18 protein-coding genes are annotated in these 21,889 nt (G+C 71.8%); 14 read left to right on the top strand and 4 right to left on the bottom strand.

Features of this window, described 5'->3' with window-relative positions; translation table 11 throughout:
* Positions 1 to 80: 80 nt before the first annotated feature.
* Together EJG53_RS17365 and EJG53_RS17360 are read left to right on the top strand one after the other, a co-directional pair.
* Complete coding sequence (locus EJG53_RS17365; protein ID WP_125045621.1) at positions 81 to 1,814, top strand: ABC transporter ATP-binding protein; 1,734 nt, start codon at positions 81 to 83, stop codon at positions 1,812 to 1,814.
* Between the two features lie 59 nt (positions 1,815 to 1,873).
* The gene (locus EJG53_RS17360; protein ID WP_241269391.1) at positions 1,874 to 3,775 is read left to right on the top strand and encodes an ABC transporter ATP-binding protein; all 1,902 of its coding nucleotides are present in this window, start codon (positions 1,874 to 1,876) and stop codon (positions 3,773 to 3,775) included.
* Positions 3,776 to 3,883: 108 nt separating this feature from the next.
* Here EJG53_RS17360 and EJG53_RS17355 read toward each other — a convergent pair whose 3' ends face one another.
* The gene (locus tag EJG53_RS17355) at positions 3,884 to 4,741 is read right to left on the bottom strand and encodes an alpha/beta hydrolase (RefSeq protein ID WP_125045619.1); all 858 of its coding nucleotides are present in this window, start codon (positions 4,739 to 4,741) and stop codon (positions 3,884 to 3,886) included.
* A 292-nt stretch (positions 4,742 to 5,033) separates the two neighbouring features.
* Between EJG53_RS17355 and EJG53_RS17350 the strand changes: the two genes are divergently transcribed.
* The 6 genes from EJG53_RS17350 to EJG53_RS17325 all read left to right on the top strand — a co-directional run bounded on the left by EJG53_RS17350 (position 5,034) and on the right by EJG53_RS17325 (position 10,944).
* Complete coding sequence (locus EJG53_RS17350) at positions 5,034 to 5,873, top strand: response regulator transcription factor (protein ID WP_031004935.1); 840 nt, start codon at positions 5,034 to 5,036, stop codon at positions 5,871 to 5,873.
* A 24-nt stretch (positions 5,874 to 5,897) separates the two neighbouring features.
* Positions 5,898 to 6,968: a LacI family DNA-binding transcriptional regulator gene (locus tag EJG53_RS17345; protein WP_125045618.1), complete on the top strand. Its 1,071-nt coding sequence runs from the start codon at positions 5,898 to 5,900 to the stop codon at positions 6,966 to 6,968.
* A gap of 88 nt (positions 6,969 to 7,056) precedes the next feature.
* Positions 7,057 to 8,196 (top strand): S1C family serine protease, encoded by a 1,140-nt coding sequence (locus EJG53_RS17340; protein ID WP_125045617.1) that lies wholly within the window; start codon positions 7,057 to 7,059, stop codon positions 8,194 to 8,196.
* 56 nt (positions 8,197 to 8,252) lie between these two features.
* Entirely contained in the window at positions 8,253 to 8,555 is a 303-nt protein-coding gene (locus EJG53_RS17335; protein ID WP_125045616.1) for a hypothetical protein, read from the top strand.
* A 170-nt stretch (positions 8,556 to 8,725) separates the two neighbouring features.
* A complete protein-coding gene (locus EJG53_RS17330; RefSeq protein ID WP_125045615.1) occupies positions 8,726 to 9,463 on the top strand; it encodes a response regulator transcription factor in 738 nt (245 codons plus the stop codon).
* Positions 9,460 to 10,944 (top strand): sensor histidine kinase, encoded by a 1,485-nt coding sequence (locus EJG53_RS17325; protein WP_125045614.1) that lies wholly within the window; start codon positions 9,460 to 9,462, stop codon positions 10,942 to 10,944. The genes EJG53_RS17330 and EJG53_RS17325 overlap by 4 nt, the downstream gene beginning before the upstream one ends.
* Before the next feature lie 57 nt (positions 10,945 to 11,001).
* On the opposite strand, the gene EJG53_RS17320 is transcribed toward EJG53_RS17325, so the two are convergent.
* Entirely contained in the window at positions 11,002 to 12,429 is a 1,428-nt protein-coding gene (locus tag EJG53_RS17320; protein WP_125045613.1) for an LmeA family phospholipid-binding protein, read from the bottom strand.
* 203 nt (positions 12,430 to 12,632) lie between these two features.
* On the opposite strand from EJG53_RS17320, the gene EJG53_RS17315 reads away from it, so the two are divergent.
* Together EJG53_RS17315 and EJG53_RS17310 are read left to right on the top strand one after the other, a co-directional pair.
* Positions 12,633 to 13,487, top strand: coding sequence for an SDR family oxidoreductase (locus EJG53_RS17315; protein WP_125045612.1), 855 nt, complete (start codon positions 12,633 to 12,635; stop codon positions 13,485 to 13,487).
* A 125-nt stretch (positions 13,488 to 13,612) separates the two neighbouring features.
* Positions 13,613 to 13,828, top strand: a complete 216-nt coding sequence (locus EJG53_RS17310) for a DUF4287 domain-containing protein (protein ID WP_125045611.1) — start codon at positions 13,613 to 13,615, stop codon at positions 13,826 to 13,828.
* 18 nt (positions 13,829 to 13,846) lie between these two features.
* Here the strand turns inward: EJG53_RS17310 and EJG53_RS17305 are convergent, their stop codons facing one another.
* The gene (locus EJG53_RS17305) at positions 13,847 to 14,353 is read right to left on the bottom strand and encodes a DUF3574 domain-containing protein (protein ID WP_125045610.1); all 507 of its coding nucleotides are present in this window, start codon (positions 14,351 to 14,353) and stop codon (positions 13,847 to 13,849) included.
* 189 nt (positions 14,354 to 14,542) lie between these two features.
* Positions 14,543 to 16,414, bottom strand: coding sequence for a bifunctional metallophosphatase/5'-nucleotidase (locus tag EJG53_RS17300; protein ID WP_125045609.1), 1,872 nt, complete (start codon positions 16,412 to 16,414; stop codon positions 14,543 to 14,545).
* A 134-nt stretch (positions 16,415 to 16,548) separates the two neighbouring features.
* On the opposite strand from EJG53_RS17300, the gene mshD reads away from it, so the two are divergent.
* From mshD to EJG53_RS17280, 4 genes are all read left to right on the top strand, one after another.
* Positions 16,549 to 17,496: a mycothiol synthase gene (mshD, locus tag EJG53_RS17295; protein WP_125045608.1), complete on the top strand. Its 948-nt coding sequence runs from the start codon at positions 16,549 to 16,551 to the stop codon at positions 17,494 to 17,496.
* 339 nt (positions 17,497 to 17,835) lie between these two features.
* Entirely contained in the window at positions 17,836 to 18,717 is an 882-nt protein-coding gene (locus EJG53_RS17290) for an MEDS domain-containing protein (RefSeq protein ID WP_125045607.1), read from the top strand.
* Positions 18,718 to 18,720: 3 nt separating this feature from the next.
* Positions 18,721 to 19,200: an ATP-binding protein gene (locus tag EJG53_RS17285; protein ID WP_125045606.1), complete on the top strand. Its 480-nt coding sequence runs from the start codon at positions 18,721 to 18,723 to the stop codon at positions 19,198 to 19,200.
* A 406-nt stretch (positions 19,201 to 19,606) separates the two neighbouring features.
* Positions 19,607 to 21,889 carry an RNA degradosome polyphosphate kinase gene (locus tag EJG53_RS17280; RefSeq protein WP_125045605.1) on the top strand — a complete coding sequence of 761 codons (2,283 nt, stop codon included), beginning with the start codon at positions 19,607 to 19,609 and terminating at the stop codon, positions 21,887 to 21,889.

Raw genomic sequence — 21,889 nt, 5'->3', positions numbered from 1 at the left:
TCTGGCAAAACCTCCTGCTCCGTTCAAGTGGTACGGGGAAATTCGATTGCCGCGGACAAGGGCTCGCATAGGCTCGAACAGTGTTGGTCCGATTGGCGCGGGCGCATCTGCGGCCCCACATGCGCCCCATATCCCTGATCGTGCTGCTCCAGCTCGTCCAGACGCTGGCCACCCTCTACCTGCCCACCCTGAACGCCGACATCATCGACAACGGTGTCGTCAAAGGGGACATGGGCTACATCCTGAGCCTCGGCGGCGTCATGATCGCCGTGACCCTGCTGCAGATCGCCTGTTCGGTCTGCGCCGTCTACTTCGGCGCCCGCACGGCCATGGCACTGGGCCGTGACATCCGCGCCGCGGTCTTCGACCGGGTGCAGTCCTTCTCCTCCCGCGAGGTGGGCCGGTTCGGCGCGCCGTCCCTGATCACCCGTACCACCAACGACGTGCAGCAGGTCCAGATGCTGGTCCTGATGACGTTCACCATGATGGTGGCGGCGCCCATCATGTGCGTCGGCGGCGTGGTGATGGCGCTCAACCAGGACGTGCCGCTGTCCGGCCTGATCCTGGTCATCGTCCCGGTCCTGGCGATCCTGGTGTCGCTGGTCACCCGGCGGATGCGCCCGCTGTTCCGCGGGGTGCAGGAGCGTATCGACACCGTCAACCGGGTGCTGCGCGAGCAGATCACCGGCATCCGGGTCATCCGGGCCTTCGTCCGGGACGGGTACGAGCGCGAGCGGTTCGCGGGCGCCAACCACGACCTGTACGACGTGTCGTTGCGTGCCGGCCGGCTGATGTCGCTGATGTTCCCGCTGGTCATGCTGGTGGTGAATGTGTCGAGCGTGGCCGTCGTGTGGTTCGGCGGGCACCGTATCGACAGCGGCGGGATGCAGATCGGCGCGCTGACCGCCTTCCTCAGCTATCTGATGTACATCCTCATGTCGATCATGATGGCGACGTTCATGGTGATGATGCTGCCGCGCGCCGAGGTCTGCGCCGAGCGCATCCAGGAGGTGCTGGCCACCGACACCAGCGTCACCCCGCCGGAGCAGCCGGTCACCGAGCTGCGCCGGCACGGCGAACTGGAACTGCGGAACGTCGAGTTCCGCTTCCCGGGTGCCGAGGAGCCGGTCCTCAAGGACGTCTCGCTGGTCGCCCGCCCCGGCGAGACCACCGCCGTCATCGGCTCGACCGGCAGCGGCAAGTCCACCCTCCTCGGGCTGGTGCCGCGGCTGTTCGACGCGACGGGCGGCACGGTCCTGGTGGACGGCGTGGACGTGCGCACCCTTGCCCCCGAGACGCTGGCCACCGCCATCGGCCTCGTCCCCCAGAAGCCGTACCTCTTCTCCGGGACCGTCGCCACGAACCTGCGCTACGGCAATCCGGACGCGACCGACGAGGAGCTGTGGCACGCGCTGGACATCGCGCAGGCCCGGGACTTCGTCGCACGCATGGAGGGCGGCCTGGACGCGCCGATCGCCCAGGGCGGCGGCAACGTCTCCGGCGGGCAGCGGCAGCGTCTGGCCATCGCGCGGGCGCTGGTCCGCAAGCCGGAGATCTACCTCTTCGACGACTCCTTCTCGGCCCTCGACTACGCCACGGACGCCGCGCTGCGGGCCGCGCTCGCCCGGGAGACCGGCCGGGCCACCGTCGTCATCGTCGCCCAGCGCGTCTCCACGATCCGCGGCGCCGACCGCATCGTCGTCCTGGACGAGGGCCGGGTCGTCGGCACCGGCACCCACGCCGAACTGATGGCGGACAACGAGACCTACCGGGAGATCGTCCTGTCCCAGCTCACCGAGCAGGAGGCGGCGTGAGCAGCCAGAAGGCGCCGCAGCAGCGCGGCCCCGCGCCGGCCGCCGGGCCCGCGCGCATGATGGGCGGCCAGCCCACCGAGAAGGTCATGGACTTCAAGGGTTCCAGCCTGCGGCTGCTGCGGCAGATGAAGCCCGAGCGGGCGGTCATCTGGGTGGCGCTGGCGCTGGGCCTGCTCAGCGTCGCGCTGAACGTGGTCGCCCCCAAGGTCCTCGGCCACGCCACCGACCTGATCATGGCGGGCGTCGTCGGGCGGCAGCTCCCCGGCGGCATCAGCAAGGGCGAGGCCGTCGCCCACCTGCGGGCGCAGGGCGAGAACGGGCTGGCCGACATGCTCGGCACGATGCCGGTCGTGCCCGGCCTGGGCATCGACTTCGGCGCCGTCGGCGTGGTCCTGCTGTGGGTCTTCCTGATCTACCTCGGTGCCGCGTTCTTCGGCTTCGTACAGGCCCGGATCGCCACCCGCGTCGTGCAGCGGACCGTCTTCCGGATGCGCGAGGAGGTCGAGGAGAAGCTGGCGCGGCTGCCGCTGCGCTACTTCGACAAGCAGCCGCGCGGCGAGGTCCTCTCCCGCGCCACCAACGACATCGACAACATCGCGCAGACCCTCCAGCAGACCCTGAGCCAGATCGTCGCCTCGCTGCTGACCATCGTCGGCGTGCTGGCGATGATGTTCTGGATCTCGCCGCTGCTGGCCCTGGTCGCGCTGGTCACGGTGCCGGTCTCGATCCTCGTCGCCACCAAGGTCGGCAAGCGGGCGCAGCCCCAGTTCGTGCAGCAGTGGAAGACCACCGGCAAGCTCAATGCGCACATCGAGGAGATGTACACCGGCCACTCCCTGGTGAAGGTCTTCGGCCGCCAGAAGGAGTCCGCCGAGCTGTTCGGCAAGCAGAACGAGGCGCTGTACGAGGCGGGCTTCAAGGCCCAGTTCATCTCCGGGATCATCCAGCCCGCGATGATGTTCATCGGCAACCTGAACTACGTCCTGGTGGCCGTGGTCGGCGGTCTGCGCGTCGCCTCCGGCGCGCTGTCCATCGGCGACGTGCAGGCGTTCATCCAGTACTCCCGGCAGTTCAGCCAGCCGCTCACCCAGGTCGCCTCGATGGCCAACATGGTGCAGTCCGGTGTCGCCTCGGCGGAGCGGGTCTTCGAACTGCTGGACGCCGAGGAGCAGGCGCCGGACGACGCCCGGCCGCAGCGCCCCGAGCACGTCAGCGGCCATGTCGTCTTCGAGGACGTCTCGTTCCGCTACGAGGACGACAAACCGCTCATCGACGACCTGTCGCTGGCCGTCCACCCGGGGCAGACGGTGGCGATCGTCGGCCCGACCGGCGCCGGCAAGACCACGCTGGTCAACCTGCTGATGCGGTTCTACGAGGTGCGCGGCGGCCGGATCACCCTGGACGGCGTGGACATCCAGTCGATGACCCGTGAGGGGCTGCGCTCGCACATCGGCATGGTCCTCCAGGACACCTGGCTCTTCGGCGGGACGATAGCGGAGAACATCGCGTACGGGGCTCCCGAGGGCACCTCGATGGACAAGATCATCGAGGCGGCGAAGGCCACCCACGTGGACCGCTTCGTACGGACCCTGCCCGACGGGTACGACACCGTCATCGACGACGAGGGCGCCAACGTCTCGGTGGGCGAGAAGCAGCTCATCACCATCGCCCGGGCGTTCCTCGCCGAGCCGGCGATCCTGGTCCTGGACGAGGCCACCAGCTCGGTCGACACCCGTACCGAGGTGCTCATCCAGCACGCCATGGCGCAGTTGCGCACCGGCCGCACCAGCTTCGTGATCGCGCACCGGCTGTCCACCATCCGTGACGCGGACCTGATCCTGGTCATGGAGTCCGGCGCGATCGTGGAGCAGGGCACGCACGACGCGCTGCTGGCGGCGGACGGCGCCTACGCGAAGCTGTACGCGGCGCAGTTCGCGGAGCCGCTGGCGGAGGCGGAGTGAGCGCCCGCGGCTGAGGACCGGCCGCCGTCAGGTGTACGTACCTGCCGGCGGCCCGTACGTACACCTGACGGCGGCCCGTACCTCTCCCGGTACGGGCCGCCGCCGTGCTCACGCCGCCTGTTCCGTCACCCGTTCGGCGGCCCACGCCGCGATCCGTTCGAGGAGTTCCCGGGGCGCCGCGTTCTCCGCGTGGCCGAAGCCGGGCTCCAGCCACAGCGCGCTGGTCTCCGGGTCGGCGGCCGCGGCGAGCATCCGGGGGTGGTCCAGCGGGAAGTACGGGTCCCGGTCGCCGTGCACGACGAGCAGCGGGGTGGGTGCGATCCGGGGGACGGCTGCCACGGGGGAGAGCGGTACGGGGTCCCAGTCCTCCGGGTGGATACGGGTGCGCAGCCCCAGACGCGACACCAGGCGCCCCGTGGGCCGCGTCACCACCCAGTGCAGCCTGCGCATCGAGGCCGTACCCCGGTAGAACCACCGCGCGGGAGCACTCACCGACACCACCGTGTCGGTATGCGCATCCGTGCGCCCCTCGCGCGCCCCTCCGTAGAGCGCGGCGTGCCGCAGCACGACCGAGCCGCCCATGGAGAAGCCCACGGTCGCGACCCGGCGGTAGCCCAGGGCGCGCGCCCAGCCCACCGCCGCGGCCAGGTCCAGCACCTCGCGGTCGCCGACCGTGGAGCGCCCGCCGGACCGCCCGTGGCCGCGGAAGGAGAACGTGATCACGCCCGCACGCTGGGCGAAGACCGCGGCCGCCCGGCGCAGCGCGGGCCGCTCCAGGGCCCCGGTGAAGCCGTGCGCGAGGACGACGGCCAGGCCGTCCGCAGGGGTGTCCGAGGGGGCGCTCCGAGGCGTGTGGACGGCGTCGATCCGGACCCCGTCCGCCGTCAACAACGACGTGCGCCGGCCACTCGAAGTGATCGACGGAACACAAGATCGCGCAAAATCCGCCTCGGGTCCGGAAGTCATGTGGGCTATTCTGCTGGGCAAGAAGGATCCGGGCAGCGTTGCCCCCGGGTCCTTTTGTGCTTTCACCCACGTTCACGCGCGGATGAGCACACCGGCGCTCCACAGGGCCCTGAACGGGGCCCGGGAGCCATCCGTACGAAGCAGTGCCGCATACGCCCCCATGGCCAGGAGCGGGCATGGGAGGGGCCCCGTTCGCAGGGACCGAGGAGGAACCAGACGTAATGGGCGAGCGAAGCGTGCAGGACACAAAGGGCAGTAAACGGCCGGCCGGGACCCGGGCGGGTGATCGGCGATGAGCTCGCTGCTGCTCCTGACCAACGCCCTCCAGCCCTCGACGGAGGTGCTCCCCGCGCTCGGCCTGCTGCTGCACAGCGTGCGGGTCGCCCCGGCCGAGGGCCCGGCCCTGGTGGACACCCCCGGGGCCGACGTCATACTGATCGACGGGCGGCGCGACCTGCCGCACGTACGGTCGCTGTGCCAGTTGCTGCGGTCCACCGGACCCGGCTGTCCCCTCGTGCTGGTGGTGACCGAGGGCGGCCTGGCCGCCGTCACCGCGGACTGGGGCATCGACGACGTCCTGCTCGACACCGCGGGCCCGGCCGAGGTCGAGGCCCGGCTGCGGCTGGCCATGGGGCGCCAGCAGATCACCGTCGACGACAGCCCGATGGAGATCCGCAACGGCGACCTGTCGGTGGACGAGGCGACCTACAGCGCCAAGCTCAAGGGCCGGGTCCTGGACCTGACTTTCAAGGAGTTCGAGCTGCTCAAGTACCTGGCGCAGCACCCGGGCCGGGTCTTCACCCGCGCCCAGTTGCTCCAAGAGGTCTGGGGCTACGACTACTTCGGCGGCACCCGCACCGTGGACGTGCACGTCCGGCGGCTGCGGGCGAAGCTGGGCCCCGAGCACGAGTCGCTGATCGGTACCGTACGCAACGTCGGCTACCGCTTCGTCACGCCGGAGAAGCCCGAGCGCGCGGCGGAGGACAAGGAGCCGCAGGGCAAGCGCGGCGGCCGGGCGGCGGCGAACGGCGACGGCCCGGAGGACGGCGCGGGCGCGGGCGTGCGCCGTTCCGCGCCCTCGCACGCCGGTGCCGGGAGGGAAGCCGCCGTGGCTCGGCCTGCCAAGAGCTGAGGCCACCCGCGTAGACTGCCGCGCGTGGCCAAGGTGACGCGGGATGATGTGGCAAAACTGGCGGGTACCTCGACCGCCGTGGTGAGTTACGTCATCAACAACGGACCGAGGCCGGTCGCCCCGGCCACGCGTGAGCGGGTGCTCGCCGCGATCAAGGAGCTGGGGTACCGCCCGGACCGGGTCGCCCAGGCGATGGCGTCCCGGCGCACGGACCTCATAGGACTGATCGTGCCGGACACCCGGCAGCCGTTCTTCGCGGAGATGGCGCACGCCGTCGAGCAGGCTGCCGCCGAGCGCGGAAAGATGGTCCTGGTCGGCAACGCCGACTATCTCGACGAGCGCGAAGTGCACTATTTGCGCGCCTTTTTGGGGATGCGGGTGGCCGGGCTGATCCTGATCAGCCAGGGGCCCAGCGAGCACGCGGCGGCCGAGATCGACGCCTGGGACGCCCGGGTGGTGCTGCTGCACCGGCGGCCGGACGCCATCGACGACGTGGCCGTGATGACGGACGACGTCGGCGGCGCGCAACTGGCGACCCGGCACCTGCTGGAGCACGGCCATCCGTACGTCGCCTTCCTCGGCGGCACGGAGGAGACCCCGAAGTCCGGCGACCCGGTGACCGATCACCTGGAGGGCTGGCGCCGGGCGATGGAGGAGTCCGGAAAGTCGCTCGAAGGGCGTTATTTCCACGCGCCGTACAACCGTTACGACGCCTACCAGGTCGCCCTGGACCTGCTGTCGGGCCCGAACCGGCCGCCGGCCATCATGTGCGCCACCGACGACCAGGCGATCGGCGTCCTGCGGGCCGCCCGCGAGCTGCGCATCGACGTACCGGGCGAACTGGCCGTGGCCGGATTCGACGACGTCAAGGAAGCGGCGCTGACCGACCCGCCGCTGACCACGGTCGCCTCCGACCGGGAGGCGATGGCGCGGGCGGCGGTCGACCTGGTGCTGGACGACGGCCTGCGGGTGGTCGGTTCGCGGCGCGAGCGGCTGCGGCTGTTCCCGGCCAGGCTGGTGGTCCGGGGTTCGTGCGGCTGCGGCCCGGCCGCCGCCGGTGCGGTGCCGGCCGCCGAGCGCGCCGCCCGTAGCTGATCTTCCTTACACCGGGCATACCTACTTCTGTCGGGCCTCTCAGGGCGTTCTCAGACGGTTCTCATGGTCAGCTCGCACAGTCGGGTACATGACCGAAACCTACCGCCGCAGCGGCGACGAGACTCCTCAGTACCAGGGTTACGCCCACGGGCCGCAGGCGCAGGGCGGGACGAGCGGGACGGGCTACCCGCCCCCGCCGCCCCACCCGCCGTATGCCGCACCGCAGCCGGCGGACGGCGCCCCCGCGGGCCCCGGAGCCCCCGGCGGCACCGCCGGTTTCGGCGGCTCGGGCGACTCGGGCGGGCCGGGCGGTCCGGACGACACCGGCACCGGTGCCCCCGCGCCGCGCCGCCGGGCCCGCCGCCCCGTCGCGCTGATCGCGGCCGTGGCGCTCGCCTCCGGTCTGATCGGCGGCGGCAGCGCCGCCCTCATCGGCAGCGCCACGGACCGGCCGCAGGCCAGTACCACCACCCCGGCCGTCAACGCGGGCTCCGCCAAGAGCAGCGGAAGCGTTTCCGCGGTGGCCAAGGCCGTCACCCCCGCGATAGTCGAGATCAAGGCGCGGACGGCGAGCGGCGAGTCCACCGGCTCCGGCGTGGTCATCACCCCGGACGGCGAGATCGTCACCAACAACCACGTGGTGGCCGGCGCCTCCTCGGTCGAGGTCACCTTCAGCGACGGCACCAAGAAGCAGGCCGACGTGGTGGGCACCGACCCGGACAAGGACCTGGCCCTGATCAAGGTCAAGGGCGCCAAGAACCTCACCACCGCCTCGCTGGGCAACTCCGACAACCTGGCGGTCGGCGACGAGGTCGTGGCCATCGGCTCCCCCGAAGGGCTCACCGGCTCCGTCACCAGCGGCATCGTCTCCGCCCTCAAGCGCGACGTGACCGTCCCCAAGGACGAGGGCCGGCAGCAGCAGGAGCAGCAGGGCGGCCCCGGCTGGCCGTTCGAGTTCGGCGGCAACCAGTACAACGGCGACACCGGTCAGTCGAAGACCACGTACAAGGCCATCCAGACCGACGCGGCGCTCAACCCCGGCAACTCCGGCGGCGCGCTGATCGACATGAAGGGCCAGGTCATCGGCATCAACTCGGCCATGTACTCGCCGAGTTCCGCCCAGGGCAGCAGCTCGGCGGGGAGCGTCGGCCTCGGCTTCGCCATCCCGATCAACACCGTCAAGGCGGACCTCGCCAACCTGCGGGCGGGCGGCAGCAGCAAGAGCTGAGCCGGCGGACCCCTCCCCCTTCCCCCGCCCCGAACCGCACGCACGAGAGGACCCCCATGGCCAGCAAGATCACCGTCCCGGTGCACCGCGCCCGCCGTGCCGTCGCCGCCGTCATCGCCTGGAGCGCGGGCGAGAAGCGGCACAGCGCGGGCGTGCTGACCGTCGACCACGGCGCGGCCGCCCGTACCGGCCCCGCCGACCTGGACCTGGCCCGCGACCTGGCCGAGGCCGACGCCCGGGTGCGGCCGGCCCGCACCGGGCGCCCCGCCGAGGTCGCGGCGCCCGCCGCCCGGCCGCGCCCCCAGCGGGGCACCGCGGCGGGAACGGCCCGGCCGTCCCGGGCCGCCGCCCGGAGATGACCGGCGCGCCCGCACACCCCGGCGCCGTCCCCCGCGCACCGGGCGCCGTGCGGACCACCGACGAGACCGTGCCGCGCGACGCACCCCGGCCGCCGGCGTGCGAGGCTGACATGCTGGACCGCGGAATCCCCGGTCAGCCGCCCGCACCCACACCCGAGGTAGTCACAGCGATGAGTCCCGCCGAGTACGGTGACCAGCCCGCCCGCATCCTGATCGTCGACGACGAGCCGGCCGTCCGGGAGGCGCTGCAGCGCTCCCTCGCCTTCGAGGGCTACGGGACCGAGCAGGCCGTCGACGGACTCGACGCGGTCGAGAAGGTCGCCTCCTACGACCCCGAACTCATCGTGCTGGACGTGCTGATGCCCCGGATGGACGGCCTGACCGCCGCCCGGCGGCTGCGGGCAAGCGGCGTGACCGTACCGATCCTGATGCTGACCGCCCGCGACACGGTCGGCGACCGGGTCACCGGCCTGGACGCGGGCGCCGACGACTACCTCGTCAAACCCTTCGAACTGGACGAACTCCTGGCCCGTATCCGCGCGCTGCTGCGCCGCAGCTCATACGCGGCGGCCGCCGGCGTGCAGCCCGCCGAGGGGGAGGCGCTGACCTTCGCCGACCTGCGGATGGACCTGGCGACGCGGGAGGTGACCCGAGGCGGGCGGCAGGTCGAGCTGACCCGTACCGAGTTCACCCTGCTGGAGATGTTCCTCGCGCACCCGCGCCAGGTGCTCACCCGTGAGCAGATCCTCAAGGCCGTCTGGGGCTTCGACTTCGAACCGACCTCCAACTCCCTCGACGTGTACGTGATGTACCTGCGCCGCAAGACGGAGGCGGGCGGCGAACCGCGGCTGGTGCACACGGTGCGCGGCGTCGGGTACGTGCTGCGCTCCGAGGGCGGCGCCGAATGAGCCACCCGTCCGCCCAGGGCGGCGGGGCGTGGCGGCGCCTGAAGCAGCGCGTCGTGCACCGCTACCGGATGCTGCCGCTCCGCTCCCGGCTGGCCCTGCTCACCGCGGTCGCCGTCGCGCTGGCCGTGGCCGCCTCGGCCGCCGCCTGCTGGGTGGTGACCCGGGACCGGCTGACCGAGCAACTGGACGACGCGCTGGCCAGGCAGTCCGTACCGGCCAGCATCGTGAACGCCCTGGGCGACAAGTGCACCGGCTCGCTGCCCGGCAACGTCTGGCTGGCGGTGCCCACCGACTACACGATCCAGATCGTGACCCCCGACGGCAACGTCTGCACCTCGTGGTCGAAGACCGCCATCCCCGCGCAGAAGTCGGACGTGGAGGTGGCCAGGGGCCTGTCCGACCAGTCGATCCACACCACCCGGACCGACGACGGCACGGAGATGCGGGTCCTCACCCGCCCCTACGGAGGCCCGCTGACCGACCGGTTCGGCCCGCAGGTCGCGATCTCCGTCGCGACCCCCATGGACCCGGTCACCGGCCCCCTCAACCAGCTCGCCCTGATCCTGCTGATCGTAACCGGCGTCGGCGTCCTCGGCGCCGCCACCGCGGGCCTGTGGGTGGCCCGGACCGGCCTCAAACCCGTGGACCGGCTCACCGAAGCCGTCGAACATGTCGCCCGTACGGAGGACTTGACGATCCGCATCCCCGCCGAGGGCGAGGACGAGATCGCCCGCCTCTCGCGCTCCTTCAACTCCATGACCGCCGCGCTGGCCTCCTCCCGCGACCTCCAGCAGCAGTTGATCGCGGACGCCGGACACGAACTGCGGACGCCGCTCACCTCGCTGCGCACCAACATCGACCTGCTGGTACGCAGCGAACAGTCCGGCAGACAACTGCCCGCCGAGGACAAACAGGCACTGCTGACCTCGGTGAAGGCCCAGATGGGCGAACTGGCCGCGCTCATCGGCGACCTCCAGGAACTCTCCCGCACACCGGACGCCGCACCGGGCGGCGGAGCCTCCGTACCGGTCGCCGCGCTGCACGACATCGTGGACTCCGCCCTGCGCCGCGCCCGGCTGCGCGGCCCCTCCCTGGACATCACCGCCGAGGTGGACCCCTGGTACGTACGGGGCGAACCGGCGGCCCTGGAGCGCGCGGTGGTCAACCTGCTGGACAACGCGGTCAAGTTCAGCGCGGCGGACGGCGCCGTCGAGGTCGCGCTGCACAAGGGCGAGCTGCGGGTACGCGACCACGGCCCCGGCATCCCGGAAGAGGAACTGCCGCACGTGTTCGAACGCTTCTGGCGCTCGCCGTCCGCCCGCAGCCTGCCGGGCAGCGGCCTCGGCCTGTCGATCGTGGCCCGTACGGCCTACCAGGCGGGCGGCACCGTCGAACTGCGGGCGGCGCCGGGCGGCGGCACGGAGGCGGTACTGAGCCTGCCGGGGGCGGGGACTCCGCCGCCGGATCTGCCGGGGTCCTGAGGAGCGGGGGAGCCGCGGGGCCGGGCCGGGCGAACCCGCCCGGCCCCGTGCGCCTGCCTACTTCCCCTTGCCCTTCGCGGCGCTGCCGATCGGCAGTCCGGATCCGGCGATCCGCACACGGATGCCGTCCTTCTCCACGGAGATGTCCCGCAGCCGCACGTCACCGGGCGTGTCGGGCAGCCGGAAGGACAGCGACAGCCGGTCGGCAAGCTGCGGCTTGGTCAGCCCGGACAGCGCGCCCAGGATCTTCGGGTCGATGCCGATCTTCTGGAGCAGCCACGGGTGGTCCACCACCACATCGACCAGGTTGACCTGCATCAACTGCTCGATGAAGCGCGGCGCGCCGGTCAGCTCGTGCAGCTTCTTCTCGTTGCGCAGCGCGTCGTCGATGGCCTGCTGCGGAATGCCCAGGCGCTCCGCGATGGCCGGGACGCCCAGCAGCGACTTCACCTTGGCGGCCTGCCGGCTCACCTCGGCCGCGGCCTTGCGGGTCAGCCGCAGCCCCTCCTCCTTGCCGGTGCCGGGCCGGTAGACGGCCACGTCGGCGATGTCCAGGCGCATCTTGCTGATGTCGGTGGAGATCCCGCGGTCCCCGGCCTGCTTGATGTGCGCCTCCGCCCGTACGCGCAGTTCGTGCCCGGCGATGGGAAGCTGCCCGACCGCCCGTACGGTGTTGGGGCCCAGCTCGCTGAACCGCACCTGGGAGGCGCCCAGTTCCCGGTTCATGTCGTCGAACGACAGCAGCACGGTGCCGTTCATGGTGCCGACCGTGGCGCCGGTGAGGGAGGCGGGCAGGTCGCCGTCGAGCCGTACGTCCTTCGCGCTCGCCTCGACCTTGGCCAGCGACACCCGGTCGGCCGCCAGGTCGGGCACGGTGACGTCCACCTGGTCGAGCCGCTTGCCGAGCACCTGCGTCAGGAAGGGGAAGCCCTTGATGTCGACTTCCGGGTTGGCGTTCAGGTGGAGCGCGTTCTTGAGCTGCTCCTCGGCCTTGTGCTGCGCGTACAGCACGGCGAACCGGTCCGACAGCGCCAGGAACGCCACACACACCAGCACCGCGATCAGCAGCTTCGCCGTCCTCGACACGGCCGCGAACCGGCGGATGCCGCGCTTGCGGCCGCGGTGGTTCGGCGGTTTCCAGGCGTGCGGGTCGTCCTCGTCGGAGCGCAGGCCCAGGCCCAGCGGGTCGTCGCTGTCGTCGCGCTCGTTGAGGTACGTACGCCGGGTGAGGGGCGCGGAGCCGGTCGTCCCGTCCGCGCCGGGTTCCGGCTCGGGGTCGGCCAGGGCGGCCAGGTCCGCATACGGATTGATCTTCTCGAACCGGGCGGTGTCGTGCATGTCGCCTTCGCGACCGCCGTTACCGGTGCCGTCGCCGCTACCAGGGGCGTCCTTACCGGCCATGTGAGCTGCTGTCCGTGCTTCCGATGTGTCCGGTGTGGGGGAGGGGTCCGAGGAGGGTGAGGGTATGCGTGTGGGGATGCGCATCAGGACATCCCACCATGATGACGACCCTCGAACGCAAGTCCTACTGGCGGTAAGTGAGGTATACGCGGGCTTGTCCCGTCTGCTTGGCCGGAACCCGCCGGTGCCGTCGCCGCTGCCCGGGAATGCCCGCCGTGTTCAGGCGTTGACCAGAGTCAGCACTCCTCTGTCAGCACGCGTACCCCGCCTCCTGAAAGGGCGCAGCGATGATCGTAGTAACCGGGGCCACCGGCAACATCGGCCGGAGTCTGGTCGGGCGGCTGCTCGCGGAGGGCGCCTCCGTACGGGCCCTGACCCGCGACCCCGAGCGGGCCGGGCTGCCGTCCGGCGCCGAGACGGTACGGGCCGACCTCACCGACCCGGCCGCGCTCGACCCGGCCCTGAGCGGCGCCGACGCGCTCTTCCTCAACCTGGCCGCGGGCGGCGGCGACGCGGGCCCCGCGATCGTGGAGGCGGCGGTACGGGCCGGTGTGCGCCGGATCGTCCTGAACTCCTCGATAGCCGTCACCGACGGCCCGGAGGACGACGACAACTTCGTCTCCCGCATGCACAGCGTCGCCGAGCGCGCGGTCCGGGCCACCGGCCTGGAATGGACTTTCGTGCGCGGCGGCGCGTACGCCGCCAACGCGCTGCTGTGGGCCGAGGAGATCCGGGAGAGCGGCGTGGTGCGCGACCCGCTGCCGGACGCCGTCACCGCGCCCGTGCACGAGGACGACCTCGCCGCCGTCGCCGCGGTGGCCCTCCTGGACCGTACGGGCGCCCACAACGGCCAGGCGTACGTGGTCACCGGCCCGGAGGCCCGCACCAGGGCGGAACAGGTCGCCGACATCGGCCGCGTCCTCGGCCGCCCGACCCGGCTGGAGGTGACCCCGGCGGAGCAGGTGGCCGAGGAGCGCGCGACACCGGTCCTGCCCAAGGAAGCCCTGCTCGAACTCTTCCGCCTCTTCGCCACCACCGTCGGCACCACCCCGCCCATCACCGACACCGTGCAGCGGGTCACCGGCCACCCGGCCCGCACTTTCGAACAGTGGGCCCGGGATCACGTGGCCGACTTCCGCTGATCCGCGCGGCGGTCCGGTCATCCGCACCGGAATCCGGGCCCGGGGGCAAGCCGGAACCAGAGCGGCTTGCCCTCCTCCCCGCGCAGGTCAGAGGCGTTGTCAGTGGTGGCTGTCAGACTGCGGTCATGACTGACAACGCTGTTAAGGGACCGGCCAGTTACTTCCCGTCGATCGAGAAGAAGTACGGGCGTCCGATAGCCGAGTGGAAGGAGCTCCTGCGGGCGTCGCCGCTGAGCAAGCACATGGAGCTGGTCGGCTGGCTCAAGGGTGAGCACGGGATGGGGCACGGGCACGCCAACGCGCTGGTCGCGCACACCCTGGCGGAAGCCAAGGGGGAGTAGGGACGGGCCGGCGTCCCGTCAGAAGTCGACCCGGGTGCGGTCGTCGATGCGGGCCACCGACTCCTGGCCGAAGCGCTTCATGTAAGCGGTGCGGATCTGCTCGATCTTGGGGTTGCTGGCGCCGGACTGAGAGGTGGGGTAGAGGAGGATCAGCTCGTACGAGCGCTCGCGCTCGATCGTGCCGTGCGCGTCGCGGTACTGGCCGTAGCCGTCCTGGACGGTGAGGCCGTCCGGGAAGCGCGGCGTGACGTACTGGTCGACGAAGGCGTGGAACTCCTTGTCGGTGACCGGCGGGCCCCCGTCGGGGCGGGCGGTGCCGAACAGGAGGCTGGTCTCGATGTACGGGCGGCCTTCCGCGGTCTTCTGGGGTGTGGCGGCGACCGTGGCCGCGGGCCGGTCCTCCTCGGCCAGCGCCGCGTACGCGGTGGGGGCTCCGGCGCCCAGGAGCGCGGCGCTCAGCACGAGCGCGGCCAGGCGCAGGCGGGGGCGGGCGGGGGACGTGCGGGGGCGGGTGTCCGTCGGCATGGGCGTGCCCTTCGAGCGTCGGGAATCGGGGGAGAGATGTGCGATCGCCGAGGGTAGCCAGCTATGGAGGGCCGGCGCGCTGTTCGTTCTGGACATCCCGTCACGGGTGAGGCGTCGAACGGATGACGTACGGCCCGGCAGTAGCGCCACAGCGCCCCGCCGGGCCGTACGTGAACCCGCCGATGCCCGTTACTTGACGACCGTGATCCGGTCCGCCTTCGGCGGCGCGAGCGGCGCGGCCGCCGAGGAGTGCGCCGTCAGGTACGCGGTCAGCGCGTCCAGGTCGGACGGGCCGACGTACTTGTCCTTGCCCTCCTTGAAGGCGGTGAAGCCGTCACCGCCGCCCGCCAGGAACTCGTTCATGGCGACGCGGTAGGACTTCGCCGGGTCGATCGGCTTGCCGTCCAGCCGCACCGAGTCCTTGGCCACCCGGTTGGCGCCCGCCTTGGTCAGGTCCAGGGTGTAGGTCAGCCCCGCGGACACCTGGAGGATCTTCGGTGACGCCTCGTTCGGGCCGCTGACCTGCTGCTGGAGCGCGGTCAGGAGCTGCGCGCCGGTGAGGGTGACGACATGGGTCAGGTTGGTGAAGGGCTGCACGGTGAACGCCTCGCCGTACGTGACGACGCCGTCCCCCTCGTTCCCGGACGCCTTGTGTGCCAGGTCGGAGCGGATGCCCCCGGGGTTCATCAGGGCGAGCTGCGCGCCGCCCTTGTCCGCGGCCCGGGTGGCCTCCCACTGCGCGTCGGAGATCAGGTCACCGAGCGGCGACTCGGGGGTCGCCGCCCCGCGGCCCGGGATGTCGGCGGTGATGTAGCCGACGGGCTTGTTCGCCACCGGCGCGGCGAGCTTGTTCCAGCGCTGGATGAGCGCGGTCATGTCCGCGGCCTTGGGCTGGGTGCGGTTGACGACGTGGTTGCGCGCGGTGGCCGACTTCACCGACGTACGGACGATGTCCTTGGTGCGGCGGTCGTACGTCAGCGTCGTGTCCGTGTACAGCTTGCCGAACGAGGACGCCGAGGTGACGGTGCGCGGCATCCCGGACGGGTCCGGGATCGTGCACGCGTACGCCTGGTGGGTGTGGCCGGTGACCAGCGCGTCCACCTTCGGCGTGACCTTCTTGGCGATCTCCGCGATCGGCCCGGAGATGCCGGCGCCGGGGCCGGGGCTGTCGCAGTCGTAGTCGTACGCGGTGGAGGCGGGCATGCCGCCCTCGTGGATCAGCGCCACGATCGACTTCACGCCCTGCCGGTCCAGCTCCTTGGCGTACCGGTCGATGGTCTCGGCCTCGTCGTGGAACTTCAGGCCCTTGACGCCGTTGGCGCTGACCACGTCGGGCGTGCCCTCCAGCGTCACCCCGATGAAGCCGATCTTGACGCCCTTGTGCTTCCAGACGGTGTACGGCTTGAGGATCGGGCGGCCGGTCTTCTCGTCGGTGACGTTCGCGGCAAGGTAGGGGAAGTCCGCGCCCTTGAAGCGCTTGCCCTTCTCGTAGCAGCCCTCGGCGGGGTGGCAGCCGCCCTTCTGGAGGCGGGTCAGCTCGGCGCGGCCCTCGTCGAACTCGTGGTTGCCGACGGAGGTGACGTCCAGGCCCAGCTTGTTCATGGCCTCGATGGTGGGCTCGTCGTGGAAGAGCCCGGAGAGCAGCGGGCTGGCGCCCACCATGTCACCGGCCGCCGCGGTGACCGAGTACGGGTGCCCCTTGCGTGCCGTACGGAGCGCGTTGGCCAGGTACTCGACGCCGCCCGCCGCGATCTTCTTCTTGCTGCCGTCGGCCTGCTGCTCCTCGACCGTGCCGGCGGAGCCCTGCGGGGGCTCCAGGTTGCCGTGGAAGTCGTTGAAGGAGAGCAACTGCACGTCGACGGTGCGGGAGGCGTGGCCCCCGCCGTGGCCGTGGCCGTGGCCGTGCCCGTGTCCGGTGGGGCGGGCGTGGGCGGCGGTGGCGGTGGCGGCGGATTCGGCGCCGGCCGGTGCCGCGGCCGTGATGCCGACGGCGGCGGCGAGCGCCGCCGCTCCCACCGTCAGTCTGCGCGTGGTGCGCCGCCGCTGCGGTCTCGGTGACATGAGGAGGGTCTCCCTTGTGGGCTGGTGTCCGAGCGGACGCAGCCTACGGTCAACGCGCGTAGCGGAACAGGGGTGACAGGTGACGGACCGGTGTGCGTCGGGTGTACCGGCGCCCGGGCCGTACGCTTCGAAGCATGACTGACGCAGCACAGGACAAGAGCCGGACGGGCCGGCGGGTCGAGGTCGCGGACGAGCTGACGCCGGACGCGGCCGCCGCCGCCCTCGCGCTGATCGAGCAGGCCGCGACGGTGGACGGGCAGTCCGCCGTGTCCGAACAGGGACGGCTCCAACTGCGTGGCGGGCGACGCGAGGGCGTACGGCACCTGCTGCTGTACGTACCGGGCGGGCCGGACGACGAGGCCGGGGTGCTCGCCGGGTACGCGCAGTTGGAGGACACCGACCCCGTGGAGGCGCCCGCCGCCGAACTGGTGGTGCACCCGTCGTACCGGGGCCACGGCCACGGCCGCGCGCTGGGCACCGGACTGCTGGAGCAGTCCGGCCGCCGCCTGCGGGTGTGGGCGCACGGCGGCCACTCCGCGGCCCGCCATCTCGCCCAGACCCTCGGCATGACACTCTTCCGCGAGCTGCGGCAGATGCGCCGCCCGCTGAGCGGCCTGGAGCCGGCGGAGCCGGTGCTTCCGGAAGGCGTGTCCGTACGGACCTTCAAGCCGGGCACCGACGACGCGGCGTGGCTGGAGGCGAACGCCGCCGCCTTCGCCCACCACCCCGAGCAGGGCTCGCTGACCCAGCGGGACCTGGACGACCGCAAGGCCGAGCCGTGGTTCGACCCCAAGGGCTTCTTCCTGGCGGAGCGGGACGGCCGGCTGATCGGCTTCCACTGGACCAAGATCCACGCCGCGGAGGGCCTGGGCGAGGTGTACGTGGTCGGCGTGCGGCCGGACGCGCAGGGCGGCGGCCTCGGCAAGGCGCTCACCGCGATCGGGCTGCGGCACCTGGCGGGCCAGGGCGTACCGACGGCGATGCTCTACGTCGACGCGGACAACGTGCCCGCCGTGACCGTCTACGAGCGGCTCGGGTTCACCACGCACGAGACGGACCTGATGTACCGCACGGAGACGTGAGCACGGGGGGACGTACGTACGCCGGGACGCCGGCCCGCGGTGACGTGCGCACGCCGGTACGTCAGCATTGGGCCGGGCCGCGCGATGACGTGGACGAACAGAACACGTCATCGCCTGTCGCACAGAACCCGGCGTACTGTCCTCTCCGTTGGGACGAATAACGAACCCAACCGATCGTCTTCCGCCGCACAGTGGTCCTCGGGCGCCGCCGTTCCGTCCTCCGGTCCGGCGGCGCCGTACGCCCGCTACCCTCCCGGCTGAGTGCCCGCACCCGGGCGCGCCCGAAGGCGGCGCGCCGGCGCCTTCGGGCCGAACCGGCGGCAGACGTAGGAGAGTTCCTTGCCCTTCCATGCCGAAGAGCACATCCGGATCGTGCCGGTGGAGCGCCTGCGGCCGGGGGACCACGCCTTCGCGAGTTACGCGGACGAGGAGACGCGCTGGTCCACGATCGGCCCGTTCGCACAGACCGGCATCACCCGCGGGGAGCGGGTGCTGCTCTTCGCCGACCCCGCGGTGCCCGAAAGCACCGTGCTGGAGCGCCTGGAGGCGTACGGCCCGCCGGTCGGACCGCCGCTGGAGAGCGGCCAGTTGAAGCTGCTCACCATGGACCGGATGTGGCGGCCGCGGGAGATCTCGGTGGAACGGCAGATGGCCGGGCTGCGGCGGGAGGTCGAGGAGGCCCTGCACGAGGGGTACCCGACGGTCCGCAGCGCCATCGACATGGCCTGGGTGGCGTCCTTCGGCGCCGACATCGAACGGGTCCTGTGGCGGGAGAGCGAGGGCTGCCACTACCTGTTCACCGACGCGCACTACACCGAGATCTGCACGTACGACGAGACCCGGTTCAGCGGCGACGTACTGGACCGGGCGGCGGCCGGCCACCCCACCGCCCTGCTGAAGCGCCCCGGGACGCTGCTCGCCCTGCCGGTCGCGGAGACCGGATCCGGCACGTACGGGGTGCGGCTCGTCGGCGAGGCGGACCTGTCCACCCGTGAACCGTTCGACGACGCGCTGCGCCGCATCGCCGGCTCGGCGGAGCCGCGCGTCCTCCTGGACCTCACCGATCTGTCCTTCCTGGACGTCTACTGCGCACGGGCCGTACTGCGGCTGGCCGCCGGGGACGGCAGACCTGTCGTCGTCCGGTGCGACGGCATACACGCCCACACGTTCCTGCTTCTGGGGGCGCTCGACATCCCGCAGTTGACCGTGGAAGGCGAGTGACGCATGGGACCGACGACCCAGGGTTCCTCTGCCGGGGGGCCCCCGAAGCTGCCGGGCCCGAGCCTGCACCTCGCCACCGACCACTGCCTGGAGACCGGCTTCACCTCGGCCGACCTGCCGCGGGTGCGCGGTGTGCTCGGGGAGTACGCGGCACGCCTGGGCCTGGCCGGTAACCGCCGCAACGCCCTGCTGCTGTCCGCCAACGAACTGGCCGACAACGCGATCCGGCACGCGGGGGGAGGCGGGCTGCTGACGCTCTACCGCAGGGGGGCGCTGGTGTGCTGCCGCGTCTCCGACAGCGGGCCGGGGTTCGACGCGTCCGTCATTCCCGAACGGCCGCCCGGCCTGGCGGAGTCCACAGGCTGGGGACTGTGGACCGTACGCCGGCTCACGGACAGCCTGGAGGTCGGCCCGGGCAGTGGCCCCGGCGCGCGGGGCGCCGTCGTCACATGCTGTGTACAAGTGGTGTCCTCGGCGGGCTGACCCCAGGACGGGCCGCTGTGGGAGAGCGCGGGTCCGCCGGTGATCCGGGCGGGCCGCCGCGCGGGTGATCCCGTACGGGCACGTATCACCGTGCGGCCCAATCGCGGGACGGCCCGTATCTGCCGAACGGCGGGGGCGCACGCCGGAGCGTCCGCGCGCCCCTTTGTGCGCCCCAGGGGGCGCGCCCCCGGAAACGCAAGGCACGGGAATGTAAACACCGGGGAGTAGCGGCCCGCTTGCCTGGCCGCCACGTCCCCGTTACCGGCGATTCAACGTCGCTTGCGAGCATCGCTGGATGCAGCCCGCTGTCCCGAATGCCGCCGGCCGCCGCCTGCGCCCCGTACCGGAACCCGTACCGGCTCCGTCCGACGGGCTGACAGAGCCCCCGGCGCGGAAGAATAAGGCCATGAACCAGCAGCCCAGCGCACAGGACACGGACCGGACCGAGCCGACCACGTCCCGCACGGCGGCCCACCTGCCGCCGTCCGCGCAGCCGTCGGTGGGCTCCATCGCGGCGCACCGCCCGCACGCGGTCGCCGTGCCGGTGCCCGAGCTGGAACCCGATCTCGACGCGGACCTGGACGACTACGAGGAGACCGGCGCGGCGGGCGCCGACGGCGCGGAGCTGCCCGCCGGGCGCTTCCTGGACCGCGAGCGTAGCTGGCTGGCGTTCAACGAGCGGGTGCTGGAACTGGCCGAGGACCCGGCCACTCCGCTCCTCGAACGGGCCAACTTCCTCGCGATCTTCGCGAGCAACCTCGACGAGTTCTTCATGGTGCGCGTCGCGGGCCTGAAGCGGCGCATCGCGACCGGCGTCGCCACCCGCTCCGCCTCCGGCCTCCAGCCCCGCGAGGTGCTGGACCTCATCTGGACCCGCTCGCGCGAACTCATGGCCCGGCACGCCGCCTGCTACCAGCAGGACGTCGCCCCCGAGCTGGCCGACCAGGGCATCCACCTGATCCGCTGGCCCGAGCTGACCGAGAAGGAGCAGGCCCGGCTGTTCACCCTGTTCCGCCAGCAGATCTTCCCGGTGCTCACCCCGCTCGCCGTCGACCCGGCCCACCCGTTCCCGTACATCTCCGGCCTCTCCCTCAACCTGGCCGTCGTGGTGCGCAACCCGGTCAGCGGGCACGACCACTTCGCGCGGGTCAAGGTCCCGCCGCTGCTCTCCCGCTTCCTGGAGGCCGCGCCGCAGCGGTACGTGCCCATCGAGGACGTGATCGCCGCCCACCTGGAGGAGCTGTTCCCCGGGATGGAGGTGCGGGCGCACCACATGTTCCGGGTCACCCGCAACGAGGACCTCGAAGTCGAGGAGGACGACGCGGAGAACCTCCTCCAGGCGCTGGAGAAGGAGCTGATGCGGCGCCGCTTCGGGCCGCCGGTCCGCCTGGAGGTCGAGGAGTCCATCGACCCGGCCGTACTGGACCTGCTCGTCCAGGAGCTGAAGGTCTCCGACTCCGAGGTCTACCCGCTGCCCGGGCCGCTGGACCTGACCGGCCTGTTCGGCATCGGCGCCCTGGACCGGCCGGAACTGAAGTACCCCAAGTTCGTGGCGGGCACCCACCGCGACCTCGCCGAGGTCGAGTCGGCGTCCGCGCCCGACATCTTCGCCGCGCTGCGCGCCCGTGACGTCCTGCTGCACCACCCGTACGACTCGTTCTCCACCTCCGTCCAGGCGTTCCTGGAGCAGGCAGCCGCCGACCCGGACGTCCTCGCCATCAAGCAGACGCTGTACCGCACTTCGGGCGACTCGCCGATCGTCGACGCCCTGATAGACGCGGCGGAGTCCGGCAAGCAGGTGCTCGTCCTCGTCGAGATCAAGGCGCGTTTCGACGAGCAGGCCAACATCAAGTGGGCGCGCAAGCTGGAGGAGTCGGGCTGCCATGTCGTGTACGGGCTGGTCGGCCTCAAGACGCACTGCAAGCTGTCGCTCGTCGTCCGCCAGGAAGGCGAGATGCTGCGCCGCTACTCCCACGTGGGGACGGGGAACTACCACCCCAAGACGGCCCGGCTGTACGAGGACCTGGGGCTGCTGACCGCCGACCCGCAGGTCGGCGCGGACCTCTCCGACCTCTTCAACCGGCTCAGCGGCTACTCCCGGCGGGAGACCTACCGGCGGCTGCTGGTCGCCCCCAAGTCCCTGCGGGACGGCCTGGTGCAGCGCATCGGCAAGGAGATCGCGCACCACCGCGCCGGCCGGCCCGCCTCCGTCCGCATCAAGGTCAACTCGATGGTCGACGAGGCCGTCATCGACGCGCTGTACCGGGCCTCCCAGGCCGGTGTACCGGTCGATGTGTGGGTACGCGGCATCTGTGCCCTGCGGCCCGGCGTCGAAGGGCTCAGCGAGCACATCAGGGTACGCAGCGTGCTCGGCCGCTTCCTCGAACACTCCCGGGTGTTTGCCTTCGGCAACGGCGGCGAACCCGAGGTCTGGCTGGGCAGCGCCGACATGATGCACCGCAACCTCGACCGGCGGATCGAGGCGCTGGTACGGGTCACCGACCCGGCCCACCGCGCCGCCCTCGTCCGGCTCCTGGAGACCGGCATGTCGGACACCACCTCGTCCTGGCACCTGGGCCCGGACGGCGACTGGACCCGGCACGCGGCCGACGCGGACGGCGCGCCGCTGCGCAACGTACAGGAACTGCTCATTGACGCCCGGAGGCGCAGGCGTGGCTCAGCGACATGA

It is taken from the genome of Streptomyces chrestomyceticus JCM 4735, from assembly GCF_003865135.1.
GTDB classification, from domain to species: domain Bacteria; phylum Actinomycetota; class Actinomycetes; order Streptomycetales; family Streptomycetaceae; genus Streptomyces; species Streptomyces chrestomyceticus.
This window is presented reverse-complemented; position numbering and strand designations above follow the sequence as displayed.

Coding starts and splice junctions, on each gene's coding strand:
- EJG53_RS17340 (WP_125045617.1), top strand. CDS start 7,057: ATGACCGAAACCTACCGCCGCAGCGGCGACGAGACTCCTCAGTACCAG.
- EJG53_RS17300 (WP_125045609.1), bottom strand. CDS start 16,414: ATGTCACCGAGACCGCAGCGGCGGCGCACCACGCGCAGACTGACGGTG.
- EJG53_RS17335 (WP_125045616.1), top strand. CDS start 8,253: ATGGCCAGCAAGATCACCGTCCCGGTGCACCGCGCCCGCCGTGCCGTC.
- EJG53_RS17330 (WP_125045615.1), top strand. CDS start 8,726: ATGAGTCCCGCCGAGTACGGTGACCAGCCCGCCCGCATCCTGATCGTC.
- EJG53_RS17360 (WP_241269391.1), top strand. CDS start 1,874: ATGGGCGGCCAGCCCACCGAGAAGGTCATGGACTTCAAGGGTTCCAGC.
- EJG53_RS17305 (WP_125045610.1), bottom strand. CDS start 14,353: ATGCCGACGGACACCCGCCCCCGCACGTCCCCCGCCCGCCCCCGCCTG.
- EJG53_RS17280 (WP_125045605.1), top strand. CDS start 19,607: ATGAACCAGCAGCCCAGCGCACAGGACACGGACCGGACCGAGCCGACC.
- EJG53_RS17325 (WP_125045614.1), top strand. CDS start 9,460: ATGAGCCACCCGTCCGCCCAGGGCGGCGGGGCGTGGCGGCGCCTGAAG.
- EJG53_RS17310 (WP_125045611.1), top strand. CDS start 13,613: ATGACTGACAACGCTGTTAAGGGACCGGCCAGTTACTTCCCGTCGATC.
- EJG53_RS17350 (WP_031004935.1), top strand. CDS start 5,034: ATGAGCTCGCTGCTGCTCCTGACCAACGCCCTCCAGCCCTCGACGGAG.
- mshD (WP_125045608.1), top strand. CDS start 16,549: ATGACTGACGCAGCACAGGACAAGAGCCGGACGGGCCGGCGGGTCGAG.
- EJG53_RS17320 (WP_125045613.1), bottom strand. CDS start 12,429: ATGCGCATCCCCACACGCATACCCTCACCCTCCTCGGACCCCTCCCCC.
- EJG53_RS17285 (WP_125045606.1), top strand. CDS start 18,721: ATGGGACCGACGACCCAGGGTTCCTCTGCCGGGGGGCCCCCGAAGCTG.
- EJG53_RS17315 (WP_125045612.1), top strand. CDS start 12,633: ATGATCGTAGTAACCGGGGCCACCGGCAACATCGGCCGGAGTCTGGTC.
- EJG53_RS17355 (WP_125045619.1), bottom strand. CDS start 4,741: ATGACTTCCGGACCCGAGGCGGATTTTGCGCGATCTTGTGTTCCGTCG.